This window comes from Mesorhizobium sp. M7A.F.Ca.CA.003.01.2.1, from assembly GCF_003998945.1.
In the GTDB taxonomy this organism is placed as follows: Bacteria; Pseudomonadota; Alphaproteobacteria; order Rhizobiales; family Rhizobiaceae; genus Mesorhizobium; species Mesorhizobium ciceri.
Genome location: NZ_RZRA01000874.1, coordinates 1 through 2354, shown reverse-complemented (window position 1 = coordinate 2354; position 2354 = coordinate 1). Strand labels below are relative to the sequence as shown.

1 protein-coding gene and 1 pseudogene are annotated in these 2354 nt (G+C 63.3%); both read right to left on the bottom strand.

The genetic code is table 11. The annotated features are described in order from the left end of the window. Positions 1-136: 136 nt before the first annotated feature. A pseudogene (locus tag EN969_RS26985) lies at positions 137-1371 on the bottom strand (putative DNA modification/repair radical SAM protein). Between the two features lie 80 nt (positions 1372-1451). Next, positions 1452-2354: glutamine synthetase family protein (locus EN969_RS26980; RefSeq protein ID WP_164758519.1), on the bottom strand; the 903-nt coding region annotated here is incomplete at its 5' end.

Below are 2354 nucleotides of genomic sequence, written 5' to 3'. Positions count from 1 at the left end.
ACATGCCAGTCGACGTCCTCGGGCCTGACCTCATTCAAGGCCAGCCGCCGTGCCGCGTCACGCCAGCCGGCAAAATCCGTCTCGCTGTCGAGCCGAACTCTGTATCTGGCGAGATCGAGTTCCGCCGGCCGCATGATCAGAACAACGATAATTGTTCGCAGGAGTGGACGATCCTGTCGCGCAGGCCGGCCTTGTCGGTCAGCGCACCAGGCGACCAGCCTTCGGCGATGATGAAGGGCCTGAGCTTGGCGATCGACTGGCAGAACCGCCCGACATCCTCGAGCCGCATGCGCCGGTGCCGGCGCGTCTCCAAAATCTTCGCCACCACCTTGGTGCCGAGACCCGGCACCCGCAGCAGCGCTTCGCGGTCGGCGCGATTGATGTCGACGGGAAACTGCCCCCGGTTGCGCAGTGCCCAGCCCAGCTTCGGGTCGATGGCGAGATCGAGCATGCCGTCGCTGCTGCCGGCGAGGATTTCCGGTTGCGAAAAGCCGTAAACCGCATCAGCCAGTCGGCCTGATAAAGCCGGTGCTCACGCATCAGCGGCGGCTTCTGCAGGGGCAGCGACGACGACGAATCCGGAATCGGACTGAAGGCCGAGTAATAGACCCGCCGCAGATGGTAGCTGCCATAGAGCCGGGCGCTCGTGTGCAATATGCCGTCGTCGGATGTCTTGTCGGCGCCGATGATCATCTGCGTCGACTGGCCGCCCGGCGCAAAGCGTTCGCGCTTTTTGGTCTTCAAAGTCGGCTCGGCCTTCTCCTCCATCTTCTGGCGCAGCCTGGCCATGGAAAGCCGGATTGTCTCCGGCTTCTTCTCGGGCGCCAGCCGCTTCACACCCTCGTCGGTCGGCAGTTCGACATTGATCGACAGCCGGTCGGCATAGAGACCGGCCTGCTCGACCAGTTCGGCCGAGCTTTCCGGGATGGTCTTCAAATGGATGTAGCCGGAGAATTTCTCCTCCAGGCGCAGCCGGCGCGCCACCTCGACCATCTCGCCCATGGTCTCGTCCGGCGAGCGAACGACACCCGAGGACAGGAACAGGCCTTCTATGTAGTTGCGCCGGTAGAAATCCATGGTCAGCTTCACCACCTCGTCGATGCCAAAGCGGGCGCGCCGCACATTGGACGACGATCGGTTGATGCAGTAGCTGCAATCATAGATGCAGAAATTGGTCAGCAGGATTTTCAGCAGCGAAATGCAGCGGCCGTCCGGCGCGTAGGAATGGCAGATGCCCATGCCCTCGGTGGAGCCGATGCCGCCTGATTCCAGCGAGTCCTTTTTCGCCGCACCCGACGAGGCGCAGGACGCATCGTATTTGGCGGCATCGGAGAGGACAGCCAGTTTTTCACGGACGGTGAGTGCGCTCATCTGTTCATGATATGTTCTTATCCGCCCTTATGCCACCTCATTTGATGGAAACGGCGAAAAAGTGATCGCCCGCCCGGCCCTCAGACTTCGTGCAGATAGAGGTGGTAATCCAGTTCGCTGACCGTGCGTGCCACGCGCAGGTATTCGGACTGTTTGATCGCCACGAAGGTCCGGTGCAGGTCCTCGCCGAGCGCGTTCTTCAGGAAGCTGGACGCCCGGGCCGATTCGATCGCGGCGCGCCAGTCGACAGGCATGGTTGTGCGCGTGACCGCTGCCTCATAGCCGTTGCCGGTCGTTTCGGGCCCCGGATCGAGCCCTTCATCCATGCCCTTGATGATGCCGGCGAGCACGGTTGCGGCGATCAGATAGGGGTTGGCGTCGACGCCCGACGGCCGGTGCTCGATGCGCCGGTTCTTGGCGTCGCCGGCCGGCACACGCAGCGCCACCGATCGGTTGTTGACGCCCCATGTCGGTGCCACCGGCGCATAGGATTGCGAGACGAAGCGCCGCCAGGAATTGGCGTGCGGCGCAAACACCAGCATCGATTCCGCCATGGTCTGGATGAGGCCGCCGAGCCCTTGCAGCAGCGGCAGCGACCAGCTCTCGCCGCCGGCTTCGGCAAAGACGTTTCGGCCGGCTCTGTCCTGCAGCGAAACATGGAAATGCATGCCCGAGCCGGCGTATTTCTCGATCGGCTTGGCCATGAAGCAGGCGGTGACGCCGTGGCGGCGCGCCTGCGCCCGCACCAGCCGCTTCAGCATGACCAGGTCGTCGGCCGCCCGCATCACATCCTTGCGGTAGTTCAGCGTCAATTCGTACTGGCCGGGCGCATATTCGGAAATGACCGTCTCGGCCGGAATGCCTTGCGCCTTGGCTGCGGCATAGATGTCGGAAAACAGCGGCTCCATGCCGTGCAGATGATCAACGGAATAGACTTCCGTCTTGCCCGAGACGCGGCCGTCGAGCACGGCGCGCGCCGGCTG